21 protein-coding genes are annotated in these 23,074 nt (G+C 50.7%); 7 read left to right on the top strand and 14 right to left on the bottom strand.

Annotated features, from left to right (window positions below):
* Positions 1–122: 122 nt before the first annotated feature.
* On the bottom strand, positions 123–1,193 hold the full coding sequence (locus tag HV213_RS13805; RefSeq protein WP_181486096.1) for a LacI family DNA-binding transcriptional regulator: 1,071 nt from the start codon (positions 1,191–1,193) through the stop codon (positions 123–125).
* Between the two features lie 207 nt (positions 1,194–1,400).
* Between HV213_RS13805 and HV213_RS13800 the strand changes: the two genes are divergently transcribed.
* Both HV213_RS13800 and HV213_RS13795 read left to right on the top strand, forming a co-directional pair.
* Positions 1,401–4,508 carry a beta-galactosidase gene (locus HV213_RS13800; protein ID WP_181486095.1) on the top strand — a complete coding sequence of 1,036 codons (3,108 nt, stop codon included), beginning with the start codon at positions 1,401–1,403 and terminating at the stop codon, positions 4,506–4,508.
* A gap of 55 nt (positions 4,509–4,563) precedes the next feature.
* On the top strand, positions 4,564–5,814 hold the full coding sequence (locus HV213_RS13795; RefSeq protein ID WP_181486094.1) for an MFS transporter: 1,251 nt from the start codon (positions 4,564–4,566) through the stop codon (positions 5,812–5,814).
* A 52-nt stretch (positions 5,815–5,866) separates the two neighbouring features.
* Here HV213_RS13795 and HV213_RS13790 read toward each other — a convergent pair whose 3' ends face one another.
* From HV213_RS13790 to HV213_RS13780, 3 genes are all read right to left on the bottom strand, one after another.
* Entirely contained in the window at positions 5,867–6,955 is a 1,089-nt protein-coding gene (locus HV213_RS13790; RefSeq protein WP_181486093.1) for an AAA family ATPase, read from the bottom strand.
* A 103-nt stretch (positions 6,956–7,058) separates the two neighbouring features.
* Positions 7,059–7,319 carry a hypothetical protein gene (locus tag HV213_RS13785; RefSeq protein ID WP_112214426.1) on the bottom strand — a complete coding sequence of 87 codons (261 nt, stop codon included), beginning with the start codon at positions 7,317–7,319 and terminating at the stop codon, positions 7,059–7,061.
* 28 nt (positions 7,320–7,347) lie between these two features.
* Positions 7,348–7,602 (bottom strand): hypothetical protein, encoded by a 255-nt coding sequence (locus tag HV213_RS13780; RefSeq protein WP_181486092.1) that lies wholly within the window; start codon positions 7,600–7,602, stop codon positions 7,348–7,350.
* Positions 7,603–7,879: 277 nt separating this feature from the next.
* Here HV213_RS13780 and HV213_RS13775 point away from each other — a divergent pair, with 277 nt between their 5' ends.
* Both HV213_RS13775 and HV213_RS13770 read left to right on the top strand, forming a co-directional pair.
* Entirely contained in the window at positions 7,880–8,206 is a 327-nt protein-coding gene (locus HV213_RS13775; RefSeq protein WP_181486091.1) for a hypothetical protein, read from the top strand.
* A gap of 108 nt (positions 8,207–8,314) precedes the next feature.
* Positions 8,315–8,587 carry an ElaB/YgaM/YqjD family protein gene (locus HV213_RS13770; RefSeq protein WP_110274104.1) on the top strand — a complete coding sequence of 91 codons (273 nt, stop codon included), beginning with the start codon at positions 8,315–8,317 and terminating at the stop codon, positions 8,585–8,587.
* Positions 8,588–8,628: 41 nt separating this feature from the next.
* Here the strand turns inward: HV213_RS13770 and HV213_RS13765 are convergent, their stop codons facing one another.
* Positions 8,629–8,940, bottom strand: a complete 312-nt coding sequence (locus tag HV213_RS13765; protein WP_110274103.1) for a hypothetical protein — start codon at positions 8,938–8,940, stop codon at positions 8,629–8,631.
* A 209-nt stretch (positions 8,941–9,149) separates the two neighbouring features.
* Here HV213_RS13765 and HV213_RS13760 point away from each other — a divergent pair, with 209 nt between their 5' ends.
* Positions 9,150–9,689: a DUF2058 domain-containing protein gene (locus tag HV213_RS13760; RefSeq protein ID WP_110274102.1), complete on the top strand. Its 540-nt coding sequence runs from the start codon at positions 9,150–9,152 to the stop codon at positions 9,687–9,689.
* A 134-nt stretch (positions 9,690–9,823) separates the two neighbouring features.
* Here the strand turns inward: HV213_RS13760 and dcp are convergent, their stop codons facing one another.
* The gene (gene dcp, locus HV213_RS13755) at positions 9,824–11,872 is read right to left on the bottom strand and encodes a peptidyl-dipeptidase Dcp (protein ID WP_181486413.1); all 2,049 of its coding nucleotides are present in this window, start codon (positions 11,870–11,872) and stop codon (positions 9,824–9,826) included.
* A gap of 160 nt (positions 11,873–12,032) precedes the next feature.
* On the opposite strand from dcp, the gene ydfG reads away from it, so the two are divergent.
* Both ydfG and HV213_RS13745 read left to right on the top strand, forming a co-directional pair.
* On the top strand, positions 12,033–12,782 hold the full coding sequence (gene ydfG, locus HV213_RS13750; protein ID WP_181486090.1) for a bifunctional NADP-dependent 3-hydroxy acid dehydrogenase/3-hydroxypropionate dehydrogenase YdfG: 750 nt from the start codon (positions 12,033–12,035) through the stop codon (positions 12,780–12,782).
* Positions 12,783–12,870: 88 nt separating this feature from the next.
* Positions 12,871–13,557, top strand: coding sequence for a GntR family transcriptional regulator (locus HV213_RS13745; protein WP_110274099.1), 687 nt, complete (start codon positions 12,871–12,873; stop codon positions 13,555–13,557).
* 55 nt (positions 13,558–13,612) lie between these two features.
* On the opposite strand, the gene HV213_RS13740 is transcribed toward HV213_RS13745, so the two are convergent.
* The 8 genes from HV213_RS13740 to HV213_RS13705 form a co-directional block, all read right to left on the bottom strand.
* On the bottom strand, positions 13,613–14,044 hold the full coding sequence (locus tag HV213_RS13740) for a universal stress protein (RefSeq protein WP_181486089.1): 432 nt from the start codon (positions 14,042–14,044) through the stop codon (positions 13,613–13,615).
* 247 nt (positions 14,045–14,291) lie between these two features.
* Positions 14,292–15,698: a glucuronate isomerase gene (uxaC, locus tag HV213_RS13735; protein ID WP_181486412.1), complete on the bottom strand. Its 1,407-nt coding sequence runs from the start codon at positions 15,696–15,698 to the stop codon at positions 14,292–14,294.
* Positions 15,699–15,788: 90 nt separating this feature from the next.
* Complete coding sequence (locus HV213_RS13730; RefSeq protein WP_249415950.1) at positions 15,789–17,039, bottom strand: TRAP transporter large permease; 1,251 nt, start codon at positions 17,037–17,039, stop codon at positions 15,789–15,791.
* Between the two features lie 17 nt (positions 17,040–17,056).
* Positions 17,057–17,536, bottom strand: coding sequence for a TRAP transporter small permease (locus tag HV213_RS13725; RefSeq protein ID WP_181486087.1), 480 nt, complete (start codon positions 17,534–17,536; stop codon positions 17,057–17,059).
* A 48-nt stretch (positions 17,537–17,584) separates the two neighbouring features.
* Positions 17,585–18,568, bottom strand: coding sequence for a C4-dicarboxylate TRAP transporter substrate-binding protein (locus tag HV213_RS13720; protein ID WP_181486086.1), 984 nt, complete (start codon positions 18,566–18,568; stop codon positions 17,585–17,587).
* Positions 18,569–18,932: 364 nt separating this feature from the next.
* Positions 18,933–20,396 carry a mannitol dehydrogenase family protein gene (locus tag HV213_RS13715; RefSeq protein ID WP_181486085.1) on the bottom strand — a complete coding sequence of 488 codons (1,464 nt, stop codon included), beginning with the start codon at positions 20,394–20,396 and terminating at the stop codon, positions 18,933–18,935.
* Positions 20,397–20,625: 229 nt separating this feature from the next.
* The gene (locus HV213_RS13710; protein WP_181486084.1) at positions 20,626–22,002 is read right to left on the bottom strand and encodes an MFS transporter; all 1,377 of its coding nucleotides are present in this window, start codon (positions 22,000–22,002) and stop codon (positions 20,626–20,628) included.
* A gap of 43 nt (positions 22,003–22,045) precedes the next feature.
* Entirely contained in the window at positions 22,046–23,065 is a 1,020-nt protein-coding gene (locus tag HV213_RS13705) for a Zn-dependent oxidoreductase (protein WP_181486083.1), read from the bottom strand.
* Positions 23,066–23,074 lie beyond the last annotated feature (9 nt).

Genomic DNA, 23,074 nt, shown 5'->3' with positions numbered 1-23,074 from the left:
GGCGGTAAATAAATGCTTGCATGGATAGATTGTTTTTACGTTCAGAGCATTAATCACCCTGCCTACGTCTTTTTATTACGCTATCACACGCTTCTTCAATGAAAGCTAAACGAAGCCGTTGCTCAAAGTTTTTCCACCAGCGTTTTTATTTGCGCGATTAACTGCGCTTTCTCATCTTTCGCCTCAACCGCGCAAGGCCAGGTTGAGTGGCGGATGATCAACCGCGTGGGCAGCAGTTCGCGGATCCTTAACTGTGGGGAGGCCATCAGCTGGATCAACAGCTCGACCGCCCTTCTTCCCAGTACATTAAAATCCTGAGCGACGGTGGTGAGCGGCGGCTGGAAGTAGAGGCTATCCGCCGTATCATCGTAGCCGGTAACGGAAATTGCCTGGCTACCGGTGCGATTAAGCTGCGCCAGAGCGCTCAGCACCCCGAGCGCCATCTGATCGTTTGCCACCACGATCGCGCTGATACTGGGATGCTGATGCAGCAGTTCAAAGGTTTTATTCCAGCCGCTGGCTGCGCTCCAGTCGCCAAACACCGTCACCGCATTGCTGACCCCCAGCCGGTGTAGCGCCTCGCGCCAGCTGCTCAAGCGCATCCGTGCCGAGACCGAACTCTCCGGCCCGGCGAGTAATCCGAACTCGCGATGTCCTGAATCCCACAGATGGCGCACGCAGGCTCCGCAGCCGTCGCGGTGATCGAAGCGCACGCAACACACATCGGTCTCCGGCGAAACGTCAAGGAACAGGCAGGAAATATCCGGGTTCTCCTCTACCAGCCGCTCCGCCAGGCTGCTTTCCAGCGGCAGGCTGATAATCGCTCCGCGAATGTGCTGGGCACGAAACTCATTCAACCGCGCCTGCAGTGACGAATAATCGATCTGCGCTGGCATCGCAATCGACACCTCCAGTTGATGTGAACCGGCATAACTTTTTACCGCCGCGGCGATTTGCGAAGGCGCGTGCAGGGTCAACGAAGCGGTAATGAGCCCAATCGACGGCGCGGATTTTCCCGCCAGCAGCTGCGCAGAGCGGTTCGGCACATAGTGCAACGCCTGCATCGCGCGGATCACTTTGTCGCGGGTTCGTTCAGAAACCACCTCCGGATTATTCAGTACCCGAGAGACCGTCTGCTGAGAAACCCCGGCCTCGCGGGCCACATCTTCTAACGTTGCCAAACGGCGCTGCATCGCCTGCTCCTTCTGCCTGAAAACCCAAATGTCGCCCGCTAACATTTTATGTTTAAAAGACGACAAGAATCAGCCATTTTCCAGGCATTTCGTGATCGCCAGTGGGTTTCAATTTCGCCAATATTGCGGCCTTAATGAAAATATCTGATAACGAAACCATTCTTGTCTAGCGAATGACATTTTCTCACTTATCCGTCAGGTATGTATATGCAACAACATGACTCTATCTCCACCGCAGGACCGACGTTTCATGAAGTGATTGCCCGAGAAGACTGGCAAAACCAGACCATTTCTCACCTCAATCGCTTAGCGGCCCACCCGACTTTCGCCAGCTGGCGCGATACCGGCGCGGCGCGGGATAACCAGCCTTCGGCAAGCCGTCGTCTGCTTGATGGTCAGTGGCAGTTTTCTTACGTTCCCAGCCCGTTCGATGTGGATGCCAGCTGGATCAATGACGATCTGCCGGACTGCCGCAGTACCCCGGTACCGTCGAACTGGCAAATGGAAGGCTACGACGCCCCTATCTATACTAACGTCCGCTACCCTATCGATACGACGCCGCCGCGCGTCCCTGACGAGAACCCCACTGGCTGCTACTCGCTGACCTTTAGCGTCGATGAACACTGGCAGGTCGAAGGTCAGACGCAGATTATCTTCGATGGCGTCAACTCGGCGTTTCATCTGTGGTGCAACGGCAAATGGGTCGGTTACTCGCAGGACAGTCGCCTGCCCGCCGCCTTCGATCTCAGCCCGTATCTGCAGGCGGGAGAAAACCGCATCTGCGTCATGGTGATGCGCTGGAGCGCGGGAACCTGGCTTGAAGATCAGGATATGTGGCGGATGAGTGGGATATTCCGCTCGGTGTGGCTGTTAAATAAACCGGAGCTTCACCTCAGCGATGTTCAGCTAACTCCTCAGTTGGATGCGTTGTATCGCGATGCTGAGCTGCTGGTCAATTTAAGCGTCGCTGCGCCGGTACAGCAACTGGAAGATCTGACGGTAAAGGTTGAACTGTGGGATGGCGCTCATCTGGTCGCCAGCCACCAGCAATTGCCGGGCTCGCCGATGATTGATGAGCGCGGAAACTACGCCGAACGCGCGGCAATTAGTTTGCAGGTTGAACGCCCGGCGCTGTGGAGCGCGGAGACGCCGAACTGCTACCGGGCGGTCGTTTCGCTGTGGCGCGGCGATGAGCTGATTGAAGCTGAAGCCTGGGATATCGGTTTTCGTCGTGTCGAAATCAAAAACGGCCTGCTGCTGCTGAACGGCAAAGCACTGCTCATCCGCGGCGTCAACCGCCACGAGCATCACCACCAGCGCGGCCAGGTGGTGACCGAAGAGGACATGGTGCAGGATATTCTGCTGATGAAGCAGAACAATTTTAACGCCGCTCGCTGCTCCCACTACCCTAACGCTCCGCGCTGGTATGAGTTATGCAACCGCTACGGCCTGTACGTGGTCGACGAAGCCAATATCGAAACCCACGGCATGGTGCCGATGAATCGCCTTTCCGACGATCCGTCCTGGCTGCCGGCCTACAGCGCCCGCGTCAGCCGGATGCTGCAAAGCAATCGTAACCATCCGTCAATTATTATCTGGTCGCTGGGAAATGAATCCGGCGGCGGCAGCAACCACGAAGCGATGTATCACTGGCTGAAACGCAACGATCCCTCACGCCCGGTGCAATATGAAGGCGGCGGCGCCGACAGCACGACTACCGATATTATCTGCCCGATGTACGCCCGCGTTGAGCGTGACCAGTTGATTCCAACTGTGCCCAAATGGGGGATCAAAAAATGGATCAGCCTGCCGGGCGAGCAGCGTCCGCTGATCCTCTGCGAGTACGCCCACGCGATGGGCAACAGCCTGGGTAACTTTGCCGATTACTGGCAGGCGTTTCGCGACTACCCGCGCCTGCAGGGCGGCTTTATCTGGGACTGGGCCGATCAGGCCATTAGCAAAACCTTCGACGACGGCAGCGTGGGCTGGGCCTACGGCGGCGATTTTGGCGATAAACCGAACGATCGCCAGTTCTGTATGAACGGTCTGGTGTTCCCGGATCGCCGCGCGCACCCTTCATTAATTGAAGCTAAACATGCGCAGCAGTTTTTCCAGTTTACCCTGCTGGCGCAAAACCCGCTGCGTATCAGCATCAGCAGCGAATATCTGTTCCGTACTACCGATAACGAAGAGTTGCGCTGGCAGGTTCAGGCGGCAGGTGAAACCTTTGCCGAGGGCAGCATGAAGCTCGATCTTGCGCCCGAAGGCCAACGCGAGCTGACGCTATGCGAGAACCTGGTGCTGCCTGCCGGTGCCGAAGAGGTGTGGCTGACGCTGGACGTGGTCCAGCCGCAGGCCACCGCCTGGTCCGACGCCGGGCATCGCGTCGCATGGCAACAGTTCGCCCTCGCCGCGCCACTAGCTTTGCGCGCCCCTGCGTCTGCGGGTGCTGCGCCAACGCTGGACAGCAGCGACAGCGCCTGGACTGTACGCAGTGGATCGCAACAATGGACTATCGACCGGGAAAGCGGTCTGCTGAGCCACTGGCAGGTAGACGGCGTGGAACAGCTACTGACGCCGCTGCGTGACCAGTTCGTACGCGCACCGCTGGATAACGATATTGGCGTTAGCGAAGTAGAACGCATCGATCCTAACGCCTGGGTTGAACGCTGGAAAAGCGCCGGTCTCTACAATCTCAGCGCCCGCTGCGTGCAGTGCGAGGCGCAGAGTCTGGCCCATCAAGTGGTGATCGATAGCCGCTGGCACTATTTGCGCGATGAAGAAGTGGTGATCGTCAGCCACTGGCGGATGACGTTTGATGCTGAGGGTAAGCTGCATCTGGCGGTTGATGGCGAACGCGCTGGCACCCTGCCGCCGCTGCCGCGCGTCGGGCTGAATTTCCAGGTCCCGGACCAGCATCAGCGGGTCTCCTGGCTGGGTTACGGCCCGCATGAGAACTACCCGGATCGCCGCACCAGTGCCTGCTTCTCCCGCTGGCAGCTGCCGCTGGAAGAGATGAGCACAGCGTATATTTTCCCAACCGAAAACGGTCTGCGTTGTGATAACAAGGCGCTGGACTGGGGTCGCTGGCATGTGGCGGGTAACTTCCACTTCTCAGTACAACCCTACAGTACCGCGCAGTTAACAGAAACGGACCACTGGCACTGGATGAAGCCGGAAGACGGCGTCTGGATCACCCTCGATGGCCAGCATATGGGCATCGGCGGCGATGACTCCTGGACGCCAAGCGTACTACAGCAATGGCTGCTGCTTGAGACACAATGGCAATATCAGTTAACGATTCACTTCCAATAATAATCGGGGGCGAAAGCCCCCAACCTTACAGGCATAATAAGATGGAATATTCACAATGAAACTCTCTGAACTCGCGCCCCGAGAACGGCATAACTTCTTTTACTTTATGCTGTTCTTTTTCTTCTACTATTTCATTATGTCGGCTTACTTTCCCTTTTTCCCGGTGTGGCTGGCGGAAGTTAACCATTTAACCAAAACCGAAACGGGGATTGTCTTCTCCTCAATTTCGCTCTTCGCCATTATCTTCCAACCCATATTTGGCTTGATTTCAGATAAGCTTGGGCTACGCAAGCATCTGCTATGGACCATCACAGTTTTATTAATCCTGTTCGCGCCATTCTTTATTTTCGTCTTCTCGCCGCTATTGCAGATGAATATCATCGCGGGCGCGCTGGCGGGCGGGATTTACCTGGGGATAGTATTCTCCAGCGGCTCCGGGGCGGTAGAAGCCTATATTGAACGCGTCAGCCGCGCTAACCGTTTTGAATACGGTAAGGTTCGCGTTTCCGGCTGTATCGGCTGGGCGCTATGTGCATCAATCACCGGCATTTTATTTGGTATTGATCCCAATATTACTTTCTGGATTGCCTCCGGTTTTGCGCTGATCCTTGGCGTGCTGCTGTGGGTATCAAAACCGGAAAGCAGCAATAGTGAACAAGTTATCGACGCGCTGGGTGCTAATCGCCAGGCCTTCTCGATGCGCACCGCCGCGGAGCTGCTGCGGATGCCACGTTTCTGGGGCTTCATCATTTATGTCGTTGGCGTCGCCAGCGTCTATGACGTCTTCGACCAGCAGTTCGCCAACTTCTTTAAAGGCTTCTTCTCCAGCCCGCAGCGTGGGACCGAAATCTTTGGCTTCGTCACCACCGGCGGGGAACTACTTAATGCACTAATCATGTTCTGCGCGCCGGCTATTGTTAACCGAATTGGTGCCAAGAATGCCCTGTTGACCGCCGGACTGATTATGTCAGTGCGTATTTTAGGATCGTCTTTTGCTACCTCGGCGGTGGAAGTGGTTATCTTAAAAATGCTGCATATGTTTGAAGTTCCGTTCCTGCTGGTGGGCACTTTTAAATATATCTCGTCGGCCTTTAACCCAAAACTCTCTGCCACGCTGTTCCTGATTGGTTTTAATTTATCGAAACAGCTTTCGGGCGTTGTGCTGTCAGCGTGGGTTGGACGGATGTACGATACCGTTGGCTTCCATCAGGCTTATCTGATCCTCGGCTGTATTACCCTGAGCTTTACGGTTATCTCACTATTTACCCTGAAAGGTAGCAAAACGCTCCTCCCGGCAGCAGCATAAAATAGATGCCGCCGGAAATAATCCGGCGGCATTTCGAAGCATATAGCCAATATCACTCAATAATTCGCGTCTCTCCATCGCTATTTTCCAGCGCATAAATTTGCGCTTCGGCCATTGAGGAAATCAATTCGGAAAGCTCGGCAGAATGGCTAGTCAACCAAATTTGGCTATATCGAGACGCTTCAACAATTAATCTGGCAAGCGCCGGAAACATCTGGCGGTGCAGGCTGTTTTCCGGCTCATTGATCGCCAGAAATGCTGGTGGTCGAGGGCTTAACAATGCCACTGCCAGGCACAGGAAACGCAGCGTGCCATCGGACATCTCGGAGGCCAGTAGAGGCCGGTAAACACCGTTACGCCGCATCTTCATTGAGAAACGTGAATTCTCATTCTCACAATAGAATGTGCATTGCGGAAAGGCCTCGGCGAGGATCTCATGCAGCAGTTCCTCCGCGCCGATTTCCACAATAGTCTGAAAGGCGGCAGCAAGATTATGCCCATTGCTATCAAGCACCGGCGAGCGGTAGCCGACCGCCGGTTGGCGTAGCGGCGAGTGCCTGCCAATATTGAACTCGTGATAAAAACGCCAGCGTCGCATGGTCTCCCTGACCCGCGAGACCTCTGGAAAGCGATGCGGTTCACCCAATTGACCAAAGATGGATTCGTTCTCATAAATAGTATCGGTGAAGGTACTTTTTTCGCCGTTAACATCTACCAGAAACGCGGCCTGATTTTTGCGCTGTAGCACGCGCGATGATGGTCGTCGGGAAAAGCCCGCCAGCCAGATAGACTCCTCTTTGACAATTGGGTCCAGCACGAACTGGGTCGGATAAGGCAGTTTTTCCGGAAAACCGACTTGTAACTCATAGTCGAACTCATCGGTCAGACAGGCAATCTGCAGCCGTCGCGGAAAGCGGTCCGTTGGCGCACTCGGCCCTGACCACATAATATTTTCCAGTCCGCCCTCATCACTGATATAGCCGGAAAATTGTCCGTCAGCGGAGGCAGTTAGCAGATGAATAGCTTTGTAGATATTGGACTTGCCGCAGCCGTTGGGGCCGAAAACAATGTTCAGCGCACCCAGCTCCAGCTCGATATCCCTGACCGATCTGAAGTTTTTAATGCGGATGTGGTTAATCATAGCGTTTCCGAAGCGTGCAAAGGCGTATCGCTATACTGTATCGGAGGCGGGAGGAAAACAAAACATGACCCGACCGGACGACAGATAGCCGCCCGGCACCGGATCAACTGAAGAACTTTTTCATGCCGCGAGTCAACGCCACTCTTTTGAGTTTATCCGTATCCTCATGGCTCTCACTGAAAACGCCGAAAAAGTAGCGCTCATCATCGATAGTCTGCGACACAATCCGATAGCTCAGCGGCTGGCCGGATTTCGCGCCGTACTGCGCAGGTGTGACGGAAACTTCCGTCGCGGTATCGGCGACGCTGACCAGCAGGCCATCCCCTTTACCACCTACCAGCATGACCTTAATTAACGGGTGCACCATGTCCCTCCCGGGTTGAGGTCAATGATTAGTTTTCGATAGCCACTGGCTGACAGTTTGTAGCGGGGCCGTCATGACCTGGTTTGCCATTTGCCGGAGCAGGCCGAGCCCCCTCTTTTCCGACAACGGGCGGTAGCGGCACGCCCTCTTTGTCCACCGCAGGCGGCGCTTTCTGACAGGTTGTTGTTTTCGCCGCGTCCGCGCCCCAGGCAGGCGTGGACAGATTCAGCAACGCCACGGGAGCAAGCAGTAACGCAACCTTCAGTACATTCTTATAGTTCATACCGACCTTGAGTAAAAAAATAAATTTCTTATGCTGAGCTAAACGCTGATTATTAGTAGCAAAAGCTGACAAATGATGAAGGAAAAAAGAGGAATTGTGAATCTCAATAGCTCTTATTTATCAGTCATCGCTTTGGAAGAAAGCAAGTTATGTGGATTTTATTACTCAGAATAGTCTCAATCAATTGAAATATCAGGAAAACCACTAATTCTGGCGAAGGCTTTATGGCGAGGTTGTTTCCTATACTGAAGCGGAAAACAACAACCGGGGTTATATAATGAAGAAACACTATCTGATGCTTTTTCTGGCAGGGGCGGCGCTATTGCAGGGCTGCTCGGCGTTTGACAGGCACCATGGCGTTAACTGGGGTGAAGGCACCTGCCCGGCGCCTGCGGCAAATGAGCTCAGCGAATCTAAACAACTGATTATTGAAGATGGCAAAACGCTAAAATGCCAGATTCGTCCTTACGTCAGCAATATGGAGTGCCAGGGTATCACCGATAAAACCAACGCCGATGGCGTTGTCTGCCAGAACGGACTTGGGCAGTCGATTATGTTTATCTTTGACGACAAAGGCATATTGAAAAAGCACGGCAGCGTGTAACTCATCCGGTCTTTGGAAAAATCCTGGAATACAGCCGCAGCGGCCTGTGCATTTGAACTTCTTCCGTCAGCCACTAGACTTGAATGAGTCAAACGAAAGGAGAATCACATGTCATCACAAGATTATGAAAACGACGCGCAAAATCTGGCGGACAAGGTCGGTAACAAAGTCAACGAAATTGCCGGGGAAGCCCAACAGCAATTTGGTGATGCGGTAGATTCGCCTAAGCATCAGTTGAAAGGCGCAGCGCGTAAATACGCGGCCCAGGCGTCAGATGCGGTCTCCGAAGTTTCGGAGCGAGTCAAAGAAAACCCGCTTACCGGATTGCTGGCCGCCGGTGCCATCGGGCTGGTCATTGGTTTACTGGCTGGACGTAAGTAAGATTAAGGCCTTCGGGCCTTAATTTTTTGTGCTTTACCCACTCAAATCGCCACGACGTTCGCCACATCAAACTGGAAGACATAGGGATCGGACAGGAGCTGGAATTGCTCATCATCAGGGTAGGTTACCGCCACATGGTAATTCTCACCAGCGAACGCTTTGACCGCATCCAGATCCTCCCAGTAAGTCGCCAGAAAGAAGTGTTCCCATTCTCCCTGAGTTTCTCGCCTGACAAACGCTCCCGCGTTTCCAGGGATACCCGCCGAATGTTGCACGCCGGTTGCCTGCAAATGGTCTGCAAACGCTTCACCAAAATCAACAGGAACACAGCCGTGCCAGGTTCTGACAATCATCTTCGCTCTCCATAAAAAACCACCAAAGATGCATTTATAACAAAAATAAACCACTTTATGTGATTTTTTATGCATTCCATGTTTGTACTGAATGGTTCACCAGGTCCACCTCGATCTGACCGTATCGCAACGTCATCCCCGCGCACTGACACATCAGCTAAAATTACAGGTATAATCGCAAAAATTTTTCAACGGGTTTAGAAGCGAAGATGACAAAACTCACCTTACAAGAACAGATGCTAAAAGCAGGACTAGTCACCAGCAAAAAGATGGCTAAGGTCCAGAGAACAGCGAAGAAATCCCGAGTTCAGGCTCGCGAAGCAAGAGAGGCTGTGGAAGAAAATAAAAAAGCGCAGCTTGAGCGTGATAAACAGCTAAGCGAACAACAAAAACAAGCTGTTTTATCTAAAGAGTATAAAGCTCAGGTGAAGCAGCTCATTGAAATGAACAAAATCGTCATTGCAAAAGGCAATATTGATTTTAACTTCACGGATAACAACTTAATTAAAAAAGTTGTTGTGGATAAGACAACGCAAACTCAGCTGATTAACGGCCGTCTCGCCATTGCGCGTTTGGTTATTGATGGCAGTGGCGAGAGTGAATACGCAATTATCCCCGCGATCGTGGCCGATAAAATCGCGCAGCGAGATGCAAACAGTATTGTTTTAAACAGCGCGCTGAGTCAGGAAGAGCAGGATGAAGATGATCCGTATGCTGATTTTAAAGTGCCCGACGATTTGATGTGGTAATTCACATTTTGCCAATGTTTATCAGCGGAAATAGTCCTACCCGGAGTTTCAAACGATAAACAAACCGGTTTTTGTTACTGTTCTCGTATTTCTGCCGGGTGGCGGCTAGCGCCTTACCCGGCTTACAAAACCGACTATAAAACGTTCAGCCCGCGATTTTCCAGCATCGGTTCGATTTTAGGATCGTGCCCGCGCCACTGCCGATACAGTTCAGCTAAATCAGTGCTATTGCCGCGCGACAAAATCGCCTCGCGAAAGCGTTGGCCGTTTTCGCGCGTCAGACCGCCCTGCTCAACAAACCACTGATAGCCATCGTCCGCCAGCATCTGCGTCCACAAGTAGGCGTAATAACCTGCGGCGTAGCCGCCGCCGAAAATATGTGAGAAGTAACTGCTGCGATAACGCGGCGGCACGGCGGAAAGGTCCATCTTCTCCGCTTGCAGCGCCGTCGCTTCGAAGGTATCAACATCCTGCGGCAGCGTTTCCGTCGACACGCTGTGCCAGTGCATATCCAGCAGCGCCGCCGCGAGCAGCTCGCTCATGTCGTAACCTTTATTAAACTTCGCCGCCCGGAACATGCTATCACGTAACGCTTCCGGCATGGCTTTACCGGTTTGATGATGCCGCGCATAGTGGGCGAATACCTGCGGTTCGCTGGCCCAGTGTTCAAAAATCTGTGACGGGAACTCAACAAAATCACGCGGCGTATTCGTGCCTGAGAGGCTGGCATACCGCTGGCTGGCAAACAGGCCGTGCAGCGTGTGACCAAACTCGTGGAATAACGTAATCACCTCATCCCACGACAGCAATGCGCTGTGGCCAGCCTTGGGTTTCTGATAGTTACAAACGTTGTAGATGACCGGATGCTGCGCGCGCAAAGTTGATTGCTCAACAAAAACGCCCATCCACGCCCCGCCGCTTTTGCTATCGCGGGCGAAAAAGTCACCATAAAACAGCGCAATCCCCTCACCATTTGCGTCAAAAATTTCCCATACCTGCACATCTGGGTGATAAACCGGGATATCAAAGCGCTCAACAAAGCGGATGCAAAACAGCTGAGAAGCGGCCCAGAACACGCCGTCGCGCAGGACGCGGTCGAGGGAGAAATACGGCTTTAGCTGCGCTTCGTCGATAGTAAACTTCGCCCGGCGCACCTGCTCGCCATAGTAGAGCCAGTCCCAGGCCGCAGCCTGAAAATCGCCGCCTTCATTATCGACAACCTGCTGAATATCCGCCAGCTCCTGCTCGGCTCTGGCTCGCGCCGCAGGGGCGATCCGCCGCATAAAGGCATAAGCCTGCTCAGGGGTTCTGGCCATCTGGTCAGCCATCGACCAGCTGGCATAATCAGCGGTCCCAAGCAGTTGCGCTTTACGGGCCCGGAGCTCCGCGAGCCGCAATACCAGCTCGCGGGTATCATTAGCATCGCCCTTTTGGTTACGCGTCCAACCCGCAGAGAACAGGTTTTCTCGCGTCTGCCTGTCCTGCAGGGAAAGCAGCGCGGGCTGCTGAGTCGTATTAAGCAGCGCAAGCAACCAGCGGTCCTTTAAGCCTTTCTCCTGCGCCGCTTCTGCCGCTGCGCTTATTTCATCCTCACTAAGCCCTTCCAGTTGATGGGCGTAATCTACCACCAGACCACCGGACTTCACCGCCGCCAACAGACGTTGCTGAAACTGACTTTGCAGGGTCGCAGCTTCCGTATTCAGCGCCCGCAGCACCGTTTTTTGCTCTTCTGCCAACGTTGCGCCTGCGAGGGTGAAACGTTGCCAGGTCACCTCAAGCAAACGCATGGATTCAGCGTCCAGAGAGAGAGAACCACGCTGCTGCCAAACCTGTTTTACACGCTCAAACAGCGCTTCATTGAGCCAGATATTGTTGCCCAATTCAGCCAGTTCGGCAGAAAACTGCTCATCCAGTTCCTGAATTATTGGGTTGGTATCCGCTCCAGCCATAGCAAAGAAGACGCTTGTCACCCGCGCCAGCAGCTGCCCGCTCTGCTCCAGAGCCACCAGCGTATTGGTAAAATCCGCCGGAACCGGGTTATTAACGATCGCGCTAATCTCTTCACGTTGACGCCGTACGCCTTCATCAAAGGCCGGGCGGTAATGGCTATCTGAAATCAAATCAAAACGCGGCGCCTGGTAAGGTAGCAGGCTGACGCTTAAAAAAGGGTTGTTGTCCAACATCATCATCTCCTGAACACAATTATTCTGTAAGATTAGGCAACTCATTGATTGATCGCAATGATTCCCCCGCACGCCAAATGTTGTCCGACGATTTCCATTACCCGTCACCGATATCGCGTGCTATGGTATAAAGACACAAAAAGCGTTGAGGAACAGTAAGATGATTATCCTGGTTACCGGAGCAACAGCAGGTTTTGGTGAAAGTATTACTCGCCGTTTTGTCGCTAACGGTCACAAAGTCATTGCCACCGGGCGTCGCGAAGAGCGCCTGAAGACGCTGAAGGATGAGCTGGGCGAGAGCATTTATACCGCGCAGTTGGACGTGCGTAATCGCGCGGCTATCGAAGAGATGATCGCCGAGCTGCCCGCGGAGTGGCAAGCCATTGACGTTCTGGTTAATAACGCCGGACTGGCGCTGGGGCTCGAACCCGCACACAAAGCCAGCGTTGAAGACTGGGAAGATATGATTGACACCAACAATAAAGGGCTGGTGTACATGACCCGTGCGGTTCTGCCTGGTATGGTGGAACGTAACCGCGGTCATATCGTCAACATCGGTTCAGTCGCTGGTAGCTGGCCTTATGCTGGCGGTAACGTTTACGGCGCGACGAAGGCTTTTGTTCGCCAGTTTAGTCTGAATCTGCGCGCCGACCTTCACGGCACCGCCGTTCGCGTGACCGATATTGAACCCGGTCTGGTAGGCGGAACCGAATTCTCTAACGTGCGCTTTAAAGGTGATGACGTCAAAGCGGACAAAGCTTATGAGAATACGCAAGCCCTGACGCCGGAAGATGTAACCGAAGCGGTGTGGTGGGTCGCAACCCTGCCGAAACACGTCAATATCAACACCCTTGAAATGATGCCAGTCAGCCAAAGTTTTGCCGGTCTGAACGTTCATCGTCAGGGCTAAGCTCAACGACCCGGTCAGCAGACCGGGTCTGGGCTGGAAAGCAAAAATCGCGTAAAATAACGCAAAATTCCATTTAAAAGTAAGCACAATGGCCGCAGAATCCCAACTGAATCCGACACAGCCTGTAAACCAGCAAATTTATCGTATCCTTCGTCGGGATATCGTCCATTGCCTGATCCCGCCCGGCACCCCACTGTCCGAAAAGGAAGTTTCCGTACGCTTTGACGTTTCTCGTCAGCCGGTACGTGAAGCCTTTATTAAACTGGCGGAAAACGGCCTGATTCAGATTCGCCCACAGCGCGGCAGCTATGTGAACAAGATTTCCCTCTCGCAGGTGCGTAATGGGTGTTTTGTCCGCCAGGCCATTGAATGCGCTGTGGTGCGCCGCGCCGCCGGGATGGTGAATGACGAACAGCTCTATCAGCTTGAGCAAAATCTCAATCAGCAGCGTGCGGCGGTCGAACGCCAACAGTTAAATGATTTCTTTCAGCTGGATGATGAATTTCACCAGAAGCTCTCGCAAATTGCCGACTGCCAATTAGCCTGGGATACCGTCGAAAATATTAAAGCCACCATTGACCGGGTGCGCTACATGAGTCTAGACCACGTCACGCCTCCCGATATGATGCTGCGCCAGCATTATGATATTTTCCAGCCGCTGGTCGCCCGTAACCCGGATGCCGTAGAAAAAGCGATGAGCCTGCATCTGCAGGAAATTAGTGAGTCCGTTCTGCTCGTACGTCAGGAAAATAGCGACTGGTTCAGCGAAGAGTAAAATATAGATAGCGGCAGAGTCTCTCACCTGCCGCCAAATGTTCAGGCTATCGATGTTATCTAATCACCAGAACCGGTATTTTAGCGTAGCGAATAATCGACTCGGCGTTGGATCCCAACAGATGAGTAGAAATGCCCGGTTTACGCGAGCCAATCACAATCACGTCATAGTCATCATGACTGCCGATCGCTAAGATTTCATCACGCACGTTACCAAACACGACCCGGGAGTGAATGCGTTCAGCAGGAATTGAGAACAGACGGGACAGCGACTTCATCTTTTTCTCTGACTCTTCCCGCATATATGCTTCAAATTTACGAATATCGGCTGCGAAACCGCGCAGAACTGAGCTACTGCTGTTTGGCAATACGTTCAGCAGCGTGATTTCACCTTCATCCGCTGAGGCCAAAAACTCCGCATGGCGAACGGCTTTGTCACTTAAATCCATTTCAAAAACGTCTACGGGCAACAATATTTTTTTGTACATAGTCCGTTCTCCTTTTCTTAAGAAACTGAATAATCTAAGCCATCATGCCATATTTATCACAACGGGAGAACAACACATCCGCCAAATAAATATTTAATTCATTAAAATAAATATAAATTATATATATTTAGCTGTGGATAGCTAAAGTTATGTGTATTCAACGATCTGGATCAATTTTTACGCTAATGGCTTGATTTGCATTAACCGATAATCGAGGTCGCTCCCCTCACCTACTGACGCTAAAAAATCAGAATCTGAAGTAACGCTCGGCATTATCATGACAAATATTTCTGACCATCCGGGATAAAATCTCCTGATCGTCAGGCACTTCTCCGCGGGCAACCCATTCACCAATAAGGTTACAAACAATTCGTCGGAAATAGTCGTGACGGGTATAAGAGACAAAACTACGCGAATCCGTAAGCATACCGACAAAATGCATCAGCAACCCCTGATCGGCCAGCGTATTTAACTGGTTCTCCATACCGCGACGGGTGTCGTTAAACCACCAGCCGGAACCCAACTGCAAAGGCGATTTCACACCATTATCCGCAGTCTGAAAGTTGGCCATCGTCGAGGCGACAATATCGTTATCATTGGCGTTAAGATTGTAGAAAATGATTTTTGGTAATGCATTATTGCGTGCCAGGGCGTCGAGAAACTGGTTCAGATGTACCGCAAGCAGAGACTGATCCATTATCGAATCAAACCCTTTATTTTGCCCTAAACGTGAGAACATCGTACTGTTGTTATCACGAATCGCCCCGAAATGAATTTGCATCGCCCAATCACGCTGCTTGTAATGGCGGGCTAAAAGAAGATAGATCGCACTGTTTAAACTCGTCTGCTCATCTGTGGTGAGTTTTTTTCCTTGCCGTTTTCTGCAAAAAATTGACTCTACTTCTGACTGCGTTGCGCAATTCCAGCAAATAAACTGCGGCCCATGATCGGAAATACGGCAACCGACCTGATGGAAATGGTCAATACGTTGACCTATAGCTTTATCAAAATCATTAAACGTTTTGATGGCAAAACCGCTGACCTGCGAGAATCTGTCGATAAACAGGCTAAACGCATGGGTATCAGCGACGAAAAGCTCATCGGGACGAAAAGTCGGTAATACTTTCACTTCAAAGTTGGACTCATTCTTTAACTGCTGATGGAAGTGCAAAGTGTCGAGAAGCGAATCCGTGGTGCAGATAACTTCAACATTTGACCGCTTAATGAGTTCTTGAGGTGAAAACTCTTTTTTTTCAATGAGCGCATTGCAGTGCGCCATGATTCTCTGCCAGTTCTGGCTGTTTAGCGTTTCTTCACAACCGAAATAGGCGTGCAGCTCAAGATGCGTCCAGTGATATAACGGATTGCCAAAGCAGGATTCGACCGTCAACGCCCATGCGCGGAATTTTTCATCTGCGCTGGCATCGCCAGTAATATATCGCTCATCAATACCGTTGGCGCGCATCGCTCGCCATTTATAGTGATCGCCCTCCAGCCATAGATCTGTTATATGGTTGAAAGATTTATTTTCATAAATATCTCTGGCATCAAGGTGACAATGATAATCAATAATCGGCAACGATTTTGCCACCTCATTGTAAAGTTTCACACCGGGTGCATTGTTGATCATAAACGAAGCGTTAACTAGCGGCATATATAACCTCAAATAATATAAAAAAGTAATACCGTAAATATTCAATTTACGGTCTTGCCCTATGTTATATGATATTGATGCAATCAAGATTTACATCAGTGTCTGCGGCAGGAACAAAGTAATAGACGGAAAGATCACCAGCATCGCAATGAATACAAAGAATGCGATCAGATAAGGAATTGAAGCTCTGACAAACGCGACCGTACTGCAGTTTAAGATCCCGCAAACGGTATACATACAGATCCCCACCGGGGGCGTATTGGCTCCCAATAAGGTGAGCACCACAAAAACCAAACCGAAATGTATCGGATCAAATCCAGCCTCAACCGCGATGGGCAATAAAATGGGGGTCAGGAGTAATATAATAACGCTACCATCAAACAACATCCCCGCAACCGCAATTAAAGCCAATAGCAGGACCAGAATACCATAACGGTTTTCCGTAATCTCGATGATGGCCTCGGCGAGCTGCTGCGGAATTTGATCGAGAATAGTGATATGCCCAAGAATCGCCGCAGACATAATCAGCAGCATAACGACGCCGATATCGCTAATGGTTTCCTTCAGAACTTCCCATAACGTGGCGTTATCAAGGGCTTTATAGACATAGCGGCCAATAACAAAGGCGTATAAAACAATAAACGCGCCTGCTTCCGTGGTAGTAAAAATACCCAACCGAATAACAACAATTAAAACAACCGGGAACATGAGTGCCCAGAAGCTGTTTTTAAAACTCAGCCAAACCTCTTTCCTGTTTGGTAACGAAGCCATTTCCGGCTTAATATTCATGCGCCGGGCAAGAATATAGTTTGTCACCATAATAATGATAGTTAGCAGCAATCCCGGAAAAATCCCAGCAATAAACAGTTTTCCAATGGAAACGTTGCCGACAAAACCATACAAGATCAGCAGGATACTCGGTGGAATGGTCGCCGTTATCAACGAACTAAACGCAATAACCACGGCGCTAAACGCTTTCGGATATCCGCGAGCGACCATCGGTAAACCCAGGACACGCGCCTGCATCGCCGCATCTGCGGTAGCTGAACCAGAAACGCCCCCCAGTAAACACGCCAAAAGCACGTTGATCTGCGCCAGACCACCGACCATCCATCCCGAGATGATGCGGGCAAAATCGAGTAGACGATGGGTAACACCTGATTTATTCAGTAAATTCCCAACAAGGAGAAATAACGGCGTTGCCAGAATAGGAAAAGATTGCGTCGGCGCAGAAAATTTTTGAAAAGCAATACCGACTGGCAGAAAATCAGCGGTAAAAAAATAGCTCAGGCTGGATATCGCGATAACCATCCCTACCGGCATGCCAACAATCAATAACACCACAAACAGGGCTACGGTTAAGAGCATATCTCGACCTCATTTTTTTGCTGTTTTTCCTGACAACCGCCGAATAAAAACTCCAGCGAGGTAAAAAGCATAAGCAGACATCCAGTAGGTACTGCGCTATTCAACCAGGCCAGAGATAACTCAGTAACCGGCAGAACCTGAAGATGTGTGGTGATAACGAAGTTAAAACCGTACCAGACGCCACATAATAAAAAGCCAAGAATAATAATTTCATTCCCCCACAAACATACTCTTTTTAATTTTTGCGGGAAAAAATTAACTACGGCATCAATACCAATATGGCGCCGGGTCTGGAACGCGTAATCAATAGCAAACATACTGATCCACGCAAAAATAACCATGGCAATTTCTAACGACCAAATAAGAGGATGACCGATAGCACGCCCCACGCCCCCGGCAAGAATAATAATAACGATTGCAACTAAGCCAATACGCGCGAATGCGAGTTCAAACTGGCGAAAAACTTTCATCTTTAACCTCAATGCTGCAAACGGGGGCTATCCACCCCCGAGGTAATTTTAATTAATAACGCTTTTTACCTGTTCAAGTGCAGATTCAAGACCCAGTTTTTTCGGCACATAGGCGCAGGCATCAACAAAAGGCTTAACATCAACCTCAGATATCGTCATTCCTTTGCTCGCCATTTCCGCCAGCATTTTGTCCCCGGCGGTAATGGTATTATCGGAAGCAATATCGCCGTTCTTCTGTGCTTCTTCTTTCAGGATCGCTTGCTGTTCAGGCGTTAACGTGGATAACCATTTTTCTGAAACAATAATGCCGGTCATCAAATGTATATGGTTTGTTTTGGTGATGAATTTTGTGATTTCATATAATTTAGAACCATATACCGCGGTAGGTTGCGCTTCAGCGGCATCAACAACACCGGTTTGGATCGATGAGTAAATTTCAGACCAGGATAGAGGCGTCGGCGCGCCCCCCATACATTTAATCGTTTCGATGGTTACCGGCGCTTCCAGTGCACGAACTCTCACACCGGATAAATCTTCGGGTTTCTGCACCGGTTTCTGCGTCACCAGCATACGAGCGCCCTGATACCAGTTAAATGATAGCGGCGTGAGCCCTGAGTTTTTCGCCATCTTTTCACTCCATTGAGCGAAAACAGGACTGTTAATAAAAGTTTTCAGCGTCTGGTAATCTTTAAAAACAAAAGGTGCTGGGATAATGGCCATTTCCGGTACAAATTGTGCCAGTCGGGCACCATCAACGATAACGCCGACGTTACTTCCTGCCTGGGCATGCTGTAGCAGTTCATTATCAGCCCCAAGCTGCCCGCTCGAAAACAGCTTTATTTTAATGTCACCATTGGTGCGTGACTCAACGTTTTTCTTAAACGACTGCAATCCCTTGTAGATAGGGTCATCAGGAGATAAAGAGGTACTTACGTTTAGTGATTCAGCCCCGCTACATACGCCAGCAATCAATAACGGCAATACACAGACTGTTTTGGCCAACCATTTGCATTTATTATTTAAATCACGCATTCCTGCACCTTTTCTGATTGATTAGATATCGTTCCATGCCAATTTACCAGCAATCATCACGCGGAATTTAATCATCAGACCTACTACCATACAAGTGAGTGACATTAAAAAACCATCAACGATCACACTAATATAGATATGTATTTAACGTGCTAATCAACAAAGGTTTTGGAATAAGAATGATGAATTAATTAATCATATAGTGTGAGCACAAATATTATTTAATACTCTCTGCAGAGTCTTTGTTCCGCATCTGATGAAAGCAGAGCCGGAGTTAAAATCAATAATGGGAAATCCAGGCAGGATACATCGTAGGATTGCGAGTGATAATGCCGCCAGTATGGCGGCATCAGAATGGATAAATTTAGTTGGCCTGGGCCCACGCAGCAACGGTGGCTTTTGCACCGTGTTTTTGCAACGCTAAATAGGCGTTAGTGACCGCATCGACAAAGTGGCCTTCCTGTACCAGAGTCTGACCGAAAATGGCCTCAATACCCAGCAATGCCTTCACTCGCCCTTCACCTTCTTCGCTGTTGCGCACGGTCTCGGCAATCACCGGCAGCAACGGGTCCGAAATTTCAATTGCCTGTCCCTGCTCATCAACGCCGCTGACGTAGCGCATCCAGCCCGCAACGCCCATCGCCAGCAGAGTAAAGTCGCTGCCATGTGCCAGATGCCAACGAATCGAATCCAGCATCCGCTGTGGCAGCTTCTGACTACCGTCCATCGCTATCTGCCAGGTGCGGTGCTGCAACGCCGGATTGCTGTAACGGTCGATAAGCAAACCTGCGTAACGCGCTAGATCTACGCCCTGTACTTTCAGCGTCGGAGCCTGTTCATTCAGCATCAGCGCATGCGCGGCACGGCGATAGTTGTCGTCCAGCATACAGTCGTTAATATGCTGATAACCGGCCAGATAACCCAGGTAAGCCAGGAAGGAGTGGCTACCGTTGAGCATACGCAGCTTCATCTCTTCAAACGGCAGCACGTCGGATACCAGTTCAGCGCCCGCTTTTTCCCATTTCGGACGACCGGCAACAAAGTTATCCTCAATAACCCACTGGCGGAACGGTTCACAGGCGACACCAGCAAGATCGCGCACGCCGGTGAGTTGTTCAATTTTGTCCAGCGTATCCGCTGTAACGGCAGGCACGATGCGGTCAACCATCGTGGATGGGAAAGTAACATTGTGCACAATCCATTCAGCGAGATCGGCATCAACCGCGCGGGCATAGGAACAAACGACATTACGCATCACGTGGCCATTTTCCGGCATGTTATCGCAGGACATGACGCTAAATGCGGCCAGTCCAGCCGCCTTACGTCGTGCCAAAGCTTCCACAACCACACCCGGAGCCGATTTAGGCTGATGCGGATTTTGCAAGTCGGCGACAATCAGCGGGTGATCCAGCTGTAGTTCACCGCTCGCTGGTGAATGACAGTAACCTTTTTCAGTAATGGTCAATGAGACAATGGCGACCTGCGGTTCACACATTTTCGCCAGCACGCTTTCCAGACCATCCACCTGGGCGTGCATTGCCTGCTTCACTACGCCGACAACGCGAGCAGTCCAGGCATCTGCCGACATCTCGGCGACGGTATACAGCAAATCCTGCTGTTGCAGGTCGGCAATCTGTTGCTCGCCGCCGATTAAATTCACTTCGGTATAACCCCAGTCGCTGCCGTGCTCTGTTGCCAGAATGTCGGCATACACCGCCTGGTGGGCGCGGTGGAACGCGCCAAATCCCAGGTGAACGATGCGCGGAACGAGCCGGTTGCGATCGTAAGAAGGCAGCGTGGCGTTAGCTGTTAAAAGCGTGTTTTCCATGGTGACTCTCATTTTATGATGTTCAGAAATCCATTCTCGAATGGGAATGGCTCAGTGATATAAACCATCTCATATGATTGGTATGACACCTTTGATTTTCATCAACTACCATACAAGATAAAGTCGTTATATATTCAGCATTTTTTGCATGAAGGGATAGAAAATGCCGGGCTAAAAGCCCGGCAGGTCCTTACTTACAGCTATCATCAAAGTGCGGACTCTATGGAACTCAAATATATTGCCCGTTGCCGACCGATTTTTTCTCTGGCGTGCAATCGGCAGCATCATTGAGCAAACTCAGATCACGGTCGCGGACTTCTGGCATCAGAATGGCAGAAATTAAACCAATGATTGAATAACAAACCAGCATAATAACGATAGGCATCCATGAGCCGGTCATATTACAGAAAATACCAGCCAGTACAGGACCAAACCCTACTGCAACTAAACCACCGGCCTCTTTCGAAATCGCCATACGGGTAAAGCGATTACGGGAGCCGAAAAGCTCGGCCATGGTGATATTTTCCAGAGCAAACAGACCTAACACCGCCACATTATGAATCACAATTAATGATGCCATAATAGTGCTTGCGCTATAGCTCTTATCTACAATTATCGACAGCATCGGGTAAGCCAGAATAATCGCCGAAATATTGATGATAATGTAAGGAACGCGACGACCAATTTTATCTGATAGCCATCCCAGGAAAGGAATGGTGATAAAGCCAATAACCGAGCTAATCATTAATGCGTCAGTGGGTATACCTTTATCAAACAATAACGTTTGTACCAGATAACCTGCGAGGAATGTTTGCAGTAAGCCGGAGTTACCCGCTTGCCCAAAGCGCAGACCCGTCGCCAGCCAGAAGGACTTACTTTTCAGCATCGCACCGAAAGTGTTCTCATTGGCCGCAGTCTCTTCCTGCAAAACATTTCCTTCACTAACCTGTTCAAACACCGGGCTTTCTTTCAGGTTCAGACGTAACCAGATAGCAAAAATCATCACCACAACGCTTGCCAGGAACGGAATACGCCATCCCCACGCAACGAGCTGTTCACGGTCCAGGACGAAGAACATGACCGCCCAGATAGCCGTGGCGCTTAACGTTCCGCAGTTGGTTCCCATTGCGACCAGCGAAGAGATAATTCCGCGTTTACCTTTTGGCGCATATTCTGCCAGCATGGTACCGGCTCCGGAAATTTCAGCCCCGGCGCCTAACCCCTGTACAATACGTAAAGTAACCAGCAATACCGGTGCTAAAATACCGACCTGAGCATAAGTTGGCAGAACGCCAATCAGGGTAGTACAAATCCCCATCATAGTGATCGTAATAAAGAGAACTTTTTTACGCCCTATACTGTCGCCCATCTTACCAAAAAAGAATGCCCCGACGATGCGCGCAATATATCCTGCGCCATAAGTCCCCATTGCCAGAATAAGCGCCATAGCGGCTGATTGCTCAGGGAAAAATATTTCATGAAAAACCAGCGCCGCGCCAAGAGAATAGAGCTGGAAGTCCATAAACTCCAGCGCGGTACCTAACCAACCAGATACGGCTGCACGAATGAGATCTGATGTTGTTCTCTCATTTTTAACTGTAGTCATAATGATTATCTCTAATTGTAGGATATAGAGTCCGCACTCGTAATTATTGACCGAAGGTTAATAAAACCTTACAGCAACGTTTTCTGTCATTCTCAAAAAGTTCCAGTGCATCAACAACATGTTGATACGCAAATTCGTGAGTAATGAGTTCCTCTGGATTAATTAATCCTTGCTCTAACCAATCAATTACCACCGGGAATTTATTGGCATTCAGGCGTGACGAGAAAATAGACAGCTCTTTCCCGGTAATACCCTGTTGCACAACCTGAGATGGTTCTGTTGAGAATCCCATCAACACAATTCTTGCCGCCGGTGAGGCTAACGTGACGGCTTCTTGCAAAATAGTCGGATGACAGGCGGCGTCAATAATCAGCGTCGGCTGTATTCCTTTCTCTTTCAGCGTTTCAGATAACGGCTCCTCACCATTATTGATAACCCAATCGGCCCCGTTGCGCTGTGCCATCTGCAGACGTTCATCAATGCGGTCAACCACAATCACCTGCTTGACGCGGTACACCCGTTTCAGCACCTGGATAGTGGTCAGGCCCATCGGCCCTGCTCCGTAAACCAGCGCAACATCCTGGTCAGTCGGCGAGACATGCCCGGTAACGTTAGCCGCAATGGTGAAAGGTTCGATCATCACCGCATGTCGGTCAGAAACCGTATCCGGTACCAACCAGGCATTTTTAGCCGGCACGACGGCGTACTCGCTAAAACCGCCATCCCGATGAACGCCCAGCACCACCAACGAGGTACAGACGTTTGGTTTTCCCACTGAGCAAGGATAGCAATGACCGCAGCTAATCACCGGGTCAACGCTCACACGCTGACCAACGGCTTTATCGGTGACACCTTCACCAACCGCATCAATCTCGCCGAAAAATTCATGCCCTATCACGCGCGGATATTTAGCAAACGGATTGTGTCCGCGATAAATATGACTATCGGAACCGCATATTCCCGCCAGTTTCACTTTGACCCGTACTTCCCCTGCCGCAGGTTGCGGAATTGGACGCTCTTCAATCACTAACTCGTTAGGTTGACGAATCACAATACTTTTCATTTCTTTCTC

Source organism: Klebsiella sp. RHBSTW-00484 (genome assembly GCF_013705725.1).
GTDB lineage: Bacteria > Pseudomonadota > Gammaproteobacteria > Enterobacterales > Enterobacteriaceae > Klebsiella.
Note: the sequence above shows the minus strand (reverse complement) of the source record. Positions and strands in the feature narration are given on the sequence as shown.